This window comes from Tranquillimonas rosea (genome assembly GCF_900111315.1).
Lineage (GTDB): Bacteria > Pseudomonadota > Alphaproteobacteria > Rhodobacterales > Rhodobacteraceae > Tranquillimonas > Tranquillimonas rosea.
On the sequence record NZ_FOGU01000026.1, the window covers coordinates 1 to 7,060 of the forward strand.

Sequence of the window (7,060 nt, forward strand, 5' to 3'; positions counted from 1 at the left end):
ATCTTCCCCGGCAGACCCACCGCTGCGCCGAAGCATCTCCCACAGCTGGCCGTTATCAAGAAGAAGCTCCAACAGGCTGGCGCGGATCTCCTCGCGTTCTTGCTGCGCTCGTCGTCACGCGATTAGTCTGCAGTCGGAAAACAACGTCCCCAAGCAGGCCTCCCCCATCATGTCTCAATCCGAGTTGTCCACTCTCATCTGGTCGGTCGCCGACATCCTTCGCGGCGACTACCGGCAATCGGAGTATGGGCGCGTCATCCTAGCCTTCACGGTCCTGCGCCGTCTCGATTGCGTGCTTGCCCGCACGAAGTCTACAGTCCTTAAGGAGAAGGAGGAAAAGACCAGGCTCGGCCTCAACCCCGATCCATTCATGCGCAAAGCGTCGGAGGCCAGCTTCTACAACAGGTCTACACTCGATCTCCGCAGGATCGTTGGCGACCAAGATAATATCGACACGAACCTGATGACCTATGTGGACGCCTTCTCGCCCGAGGTCCGTGAAATCTTCGAGCGCTTCAACTTCACCGAAGCCGTGGACCGACTGGTCAAGAACAAGCTCCTCTACATGGTTACAGAGAAGTTCGCCGGGTTCGACCTGCGTCCACAGAAGGTAACCAATGCCCAGATGGGTCTCGTATTCGAGGAACTGATCCGCAAGTTCGCGGAGGCCTCCAACGACACCGCCGGTGAACACTTCACCCCGCGCGAGGTCATCAGCCTCATGGTCAACCTGCTCTTCGCCGGGGATGACGACATCCTTTCGGGCAACGCCATAGTGCGCACCATTTACGATCCGACGGCGGGCACCGGCGGGATGCTCTCAGTCGCCGACGAATACCTGTTCGAGCACAACCCCAACGCCGCCCTGACCATGTTCGGGCAGGAACTGAACGACATGTCCTACGCCATCTGCAAGGCGGACATGCTGATCAAGGGGCAGGACGTGCGCAACATCAAGGCGGGCAACACGCTCTCAGACGATGGCCATCCCGATGCGAAATTCGACTACATGCTGTCCAACCCGCCCTTCGGGGTCGAGTGGAAGAAGGTGCAGAAAGAGGTTCAGCGGGAGCACAAGCTCGAGGGCTTTAACGGGCGCTTCGGCCCCGGCCTGCCGCGCGTCTCCGATGGCTCGCTGCTCTTCCTCATGCACTTGTTGTCCAAGATGCGCCCCGCAAAGGACGGCGGCTCGCGGTTTGGCATCGTCCTGAACGGCTCTCCGCTCTTCACCGGGGGGGCTGGTTCGGGCGAAAGCGAAATCCGGCGGCACGTCCTCGAAAGCGATCTGGTCGAAGCCATCATCGGCCTGCCCACCGATCTCTTCTACAACACCGGCATCGCAACCTACGTCTGGATCATCTCCAATAAGAAACCCGCCCACCGCAAGGGCAAGGTCCAGCTGATCGACGCCTCCGCGCTCTGGCAGAAGATGCGGAAGTCGCTCGGCTCCAAGCGGCGCGAGATCAGCCCCGAGGGCATCGACATCGTCACCCGGCTCTTCGGGGACTGTGCCGAGGCGCAGATGGCCACGCTCTACGATGCCGATGGCAAGGAGACCGGGCGCGAGGTAGTGACAGGGGGCAACCCCGTGCCCAAGGCCCCCGAGGACGGCAAGGTCAAGCTGCAGCCCCTGTCGTTGCTGCTGCCGAACAAGGCCTTCGGCTTCCGCCAGATCACCGTGGAACGCCCGTTGCGCGACGAGGCCGGAGAGATCGTGCTCGGCCAGCGCGGCAAGGCCAAGGGGCAGCCTCAGGCGGATACTTCCTTACGCGACACCGAGATCGTGCCGCTGACCGAGGATGTGGGGGCGTATTTCGAGCGTGAGGTGATCCCCCATGCGCCCGATGCCTGGATCGACGAGGACAAGACGAAAACAGGCTACGAGATCCCCTTCAACCGGCATTTCTACGTCTTCGAGCCGCCCCGCGAGCTGGAGGAGATCGACGCCGAGCTGTCCGAGGTCACGAGGACCATCCAGCGAATGCTGGTGGAGTTGGCGGGATGAAGGCTTACGCCGACTACAAAGCAAGCGGCGTCGAGCAAATCGGCACGATCCCTTCGCATTGGACGACCGCAGGTCTGAAGAACATTTTCCGGATCGTCGGCGGGTCTACCCCGCAGTCCGGCGAAGCTGCCTACTGGGATGGTGACATCGTCTGGATCACCCCGGCGGATTTGAGCAAATTGACCGAGCGCAGCGTCTCGGTGTCGCAGCGGATGATTACAAACGCTGGTCTGAACGCCTGCGGGTCATCCCTCGTGCCAGAGGGGAGCCTCATCCTGTCCACTCGTGCCCCCATCGGCTCGCTCGCCATCGCTGAGCGAGAGATGTGTACCAACCAAGGATGCAAGGCACTGGTCCCGGCCAAAGCGGTCGAGCCGATCTACTTCTATTTCATGCTCAGTGTCAGCACCAAGGCGCTGAACCTCAGAGGGCGCGGCACCACCTTTCTTGAACTGAGCGGCAATGCGCTGGGATCATTTCCCGTCCCGCTCCCTCCTCTCGCCGAGCAACAGGCCATTGCGGCGTTTCTGGATCGGGAGACGGCCAAGCTGGATGCGCTGGTGGAGGAGCAGCGGCGGCTGATCGCGCTGCTAAAGGAAAAGCGGCAGGCAGTCATCTCTCATGCAGTCACCCGAGGCCTCGACACCGCCGCCCCTCTCAAGCCCAGCGGCATCGACTGGCTCGGCGACATCCCGGCGCATTGGGAGGTTGCCCCGCTGAAGTATCTGACGACGTTCAAGAGCGGCGGAACCCCGAGCAAGACCAACCTTGTCTACTGGGACGGAGATGTCCCTTGGGTGTCTGCCCGAGACCTCAAGACGGCGACAATCACGGACAGCACCCACCACATCACCCGGCAAGCCATTGACGACGGCGCAGCGTCCTTGGTGCCGGTCGGCTCGATACTCGTGCTGGTCCGGGGCATGACCCTCGCGCATTCCTTCCCCGTTTGCATCGCGGGAGTTCCGACAGCCATCAATCAGGATCTGAAGGCGCTCTCGCCGAGGACCGGCACGGATGGGGCCTTCCTTGCATGGTCGCTCCGAGGCCTGGCAGAACAGTCGCTGTCCCGGATCGACGAAGCCGGACACGGGACTAAGGCACTTCGGATGGAAGCGTGGACCTCGATGGAGATCCCCTTGCCGCCAGAGCCAGAACAACACGTGATCGCGGAAGCGCTCGAAGAGAAAACAGAAAAGCTGGATGCCCTCACCGCCGAAGCCGCCCGCGCCATTTCTCTGCTTCAGGAACGTCGCGCGGCCCTGATCTCTGTCGCCGTCACCGGGAAAATAGACGTGCGAGATGCCATGACTAGCGAAGAGGAGGCTGCCTGATGGGAGGTATTCCACATCCCGAGCGCGAATTTGCCATAGTGAGCCGCATTTGCTCCCAAATGCCCTTCGAGACCTCCCAGTTCAAAGCAACCGAGTGCTACGCGGCCTTTACGACGATTCTTTGCTGGACGTTGCAACGTATCCGTTCTCGAGAATACCCGCTCGATGAACTATACGACGAACTTCGAACATCGGAGATCAGACGGTTTTGCGACTTGCAACCCGTCGCGTACGACGATGGCCGATTGCAAGCTCGGGATGAAACGCACGGGGCGATGCTCAATGACCTAAGCGTATTTCGAACGGACGATGGTCGGTCATTCGGGGTTCTTGAAGTCATGATCTCGCTAAGAAACGCCGTGGCGCATCCCGAGGGTCTGCGTGTCTACCCTGTCAACCGTCGTGGTTTTCTGATCGGCTTTCGCTTCGACTGCCGCCGCCCCGGAGGGAATGACTTAGAACGATGGGAAGGGCCGAGATACCAGCTGTATCTGACACGGAATGGGATGACGCAGATTGCCCAAACCTTGGGCCATCGCTACTGTGATGCGTTTGGGCGAGAACGACCGACGGTCGAGCAACATGCAAGGCATTTGGTCGAGCAATGAACCTGCACAAGGAAATCAAATTCGAGGACGAGATCTGCGCCCATCTCGCCACGCACGGCTGGAAGCACGACCCGTCGGATGCCGCCGCGTATGATGCTGAGAGAGCGATGTTCCCGGCGGATGTGCTGGACTGGGTGCGAACGTCCCAGCCAAAGGCTTGGGAGATGTTGGAACAACGGGGGGCCGATGCGCTGCTTGACCGCCTCCGCAAGCAGATCGACCAGCGTGGAACACTCGAAGTGCTGCGCCACGGAATCGAGGCAACGGGACTGCGCTCACCGCTCAAGATGGCCGAGTTCAGGCCCGCCTTGGCCGACAACACGGAAATCATGGATCGTTACCACGCCAACCGCCTGCGCGTGGTTCGGCAGGTGCACTACTCTACCACCAAGGCCGACAGCATCGACCTCGTGCTGTTCCTGAACGGCATCGCGGTGGCCACTGCAGAGCTGAAGAGCGATTTCACCCAGAGCGTCGGCGACGCCGTCGATCAATACCGCTTCGACCGCCCGCCGCGCAAGCCTGGACGCGGGGCCGAGCCGCTGCTCACTTTCGAGACGGGAGCGCTGGTGCATTTCGCGGTCAGTACGAGCGAAGTGTTCATGACGACGCGGCTTGAGGGCAAGGACACGTTCTTCTTGCCCTTCAACAGGGGCACGGAGGAGGGTGGCGCAGGAAATCAGCTAAACCCCGACGGGCATCGCACAGCCTATCTCTGGCAAGAGGTCTGGCAGCGCGACAGCTGGCTCGAACTGATCGGGCGCTACATCATCCCTGAGAAGGACAAGAAGGGAAAAACCACGAAGCTCATCTTCCCGCGCTACCATCAGCTCGATGCGACGCGGCAGCTGGTGTCGCAGGTTCGCGAGGAGGGGCCGGGCGGAAAATATCTGATCCAGCACTCGGCAGGGTCGGGCAAGACCAAATCCATCGCGTGGACGGCGCATTTCCTCGCTGACCTGCATGACGCCGCGCACCGCAAGATGTTCGACACGGTCATCGTGGTGTCGGATCGCAAGGTGATCGACGGCCAGCTTCAGGCGGCCATCTTCGCCTTCGAACGTACGCGCGGTGTGGTGGAGACCATCAAGGGCAAGAGCGGCAGCAAGAGCGGGGAACTGGCCCAAGCACTGGCAGACGGCAAAAAGATCCTCGTCTGCACGATCCAGACCTTCCCCTTCGCGCTCGAAGAAGTGCGGCAGCTGTCTGCCACTGAGGGCAAAACCTTCGCGGTGATCGCAGACGAGGCGCACAGCTCGCAAACGGGAGAAGCCGCGACCAAGTTGAAGCAGACCCTGTCTCCTGAGGAACAGGAAGAGCTGAAGGACGGCGGAGAAATCGGAACTGAGGACATCCTTGCCGCCCAGATGAAGGCTCGCGCGGACGAACGAGGCGTGACCTACGTCGCCTTCACCGCCACACCGAAGACGAAGACGCTGGAGCTGTTCGGGCGACGCCCCGCGCCGGACAAGCCCGCCGGAGATGGCAACCTGCCGGAGCCGTTTCACCTCTATTCGATGCGGCAGGCGGTCGAAGAAGGCTTCATCCTCGACGTTCTGCAGAATTATACCCCCTACAGTCTCGCCTTCAAGCTGGCGCAGGACGGGGCAGAAGTGAGCGACGCCGAGGTCGAGCGCAGCAGCGCTATGCGCGGCCTCATGGAATGGGTCCGGCTACACCCTTACAACATCAGCCAGAAGGTGAAGATCGTTGTTGAGCATTTCCGCGAGAACGTGGCGGACCTGCTGGGTGGCAAGGCCAAGGCCATGGTCGTGCTGCAGTCTCGCAAGGAGGCGGTGCGATGGAAGCTGGCGATTGATGCCTACATCCGCGAGAAGAACTACCCGCTCGGAACTCTGGTGGCCTTCTCGGGCGAAGTGCACGATCCCGAAAGCGGACCTGAACCGTTCACGGAAACCAATAATACGGTAAACCCAGACCTCAAGGGCCAGGAGCTGAAGGAGGTCTTCGACACTGACGACTTCCACATCCTGCTCGTGGCGAACAAGTTCCAGACCGGTTTCGACCAGCCCTTGCTCTCTGCGATGTATGTCGACCGGAGACTAGCGGGTGTGCAAGCCGTGCAAACGCTGTCGCGGCTGAACCGGGCCTATAAACACCGGGCCATCGAAAAGAAGACCACCTACGTCCTCGACTTTTCGGACAGCTCCGAGGAGGTGCTGCAGGCCTTCAGCCAATACTATGGCCAAGCGGAACTGGAGGCGGTGACCGATCCCGACCTGATTTTCGACCTCAAAGCCAAGTTGGACGATGCAGGCCACTACGACGACTACGAGATCGACCGTGTCGTCGCCATCGAGATGAATCCGACTGCACAGCAGGGCGACTTGGCCAAGGCAATCGAGCCGGTGGCGAAGCGGCTGCTCGACAACTACTCGTCGGCAAAAGCTTCGTGGAAGCGAGCTGTCGGAAGCGATGACGAAGTTTCTGCCAAGGCGGCGAAAGACGAGATGGCGCAGCTCGACCTGTTTCGGACCGACATGCAGTCGTATCTGCGTATGTATGCGTTCCTGTCCCAGATTTTCGACTACGGCAGCACGGCGGTCGAGAAGCGGTCGATCTTCTACCGCAGGCTTGTCCCATTATTGAAGTTCGGGCGCGAACGCGAAGGGGTGGACCTATCGCAGGTGACCCTGACGCATCACAAGCTCTCATCGAAAGGAAAGCGCCACATCGTTCCTCAGGGGGAGCCGAAGCTGCCTCCGCTGACTGCGACCGGGACAGCCGGATTGCGGGACGAAGAGAGAGTGCATTTGCTGGAAATCATCGAAAAGCTGAATGACCTCTTCGTTGGCGACATCACCGAGGACGACAAGATCGGCTATGTCATGGGCACCCTCCGGACCAAGCTGCTGGCCTCGGATGTGTTGGCCAGGCAGGCTGAGAACAACGCCAAGGAGCAGTTCGCGGCATCCCCCAATCTTGCGTCGGAACTGACTGATGCCATCATTGACAGCTATGCTGCGCATTCGGCGATGAGCAAGCAGGCACTCGAGAGCGAGGAGATCCGCGCCAGCCTGTTGGAGCTTCTTCTTGATAACGGCCAGCTGTGGGAGATGCTTCGGCGCAGCGGTGGGTCTGCCGGGGAAGAT

At 60.7% G+C, this 7,060-nt stretch carries 4 protein-coding genes; all 4 read left to right on the top strand.

The window, feature by feature from the left end; translation table 11 throughout:
* The first annotated feature begins 169 nt into the window (after positions 1-169).
* On the top strand, positions 170-2,005 hold the full coding sequence (locus tag BMZ25_RS20295) for a type I restriction-modification system subunit M (protein WP_092696457.1): 1,836 nt from the start codon (positions 170-172) through the stop codon (positions 2,003-2,005).
* Positions 2,002-3,339: a restriction endonuclease subunit S gene (locus BMZ25_RS20300; RefSeq protein ID WP_092696458.1), complete on the top strand. Its 1,338-nt coding sequence runs from the start codon at positions 2,002-2,004 to the stop codon at positions 3,337-3,339. Before BMZ25_RS20295 ends, BMZ25_RS20300 begins: the two co-directional genes overlap by 4 nt.
* On the top strand, positions 3,339-3,947 hold the full coding sequence (locus BMZ25_RS20620; RefSeq protein WP_143071587.1) for a hypothetical protein: 609 nt from the start codon (positions 3,339-3,341) through the stop codon (positions 3,945-3,947). The genes BMZ25_RS20300 and BMZ25_RS20620 overlap by 1 nt, the downstream gene beginning before the upstream one ends.
* A partial coding sequence (locus BMZ25_RS20305) for a type I restriction endonuclease subunit R (RefSeq protein ID WP_092696459.1) occupies positions 3,944-7,060 on the top strand: 3,117 nt, incomplete at its 3' end. The genes BMZ25_RS20620 and BMZ25_RS20305, both read left to right, overlap by 4 nt.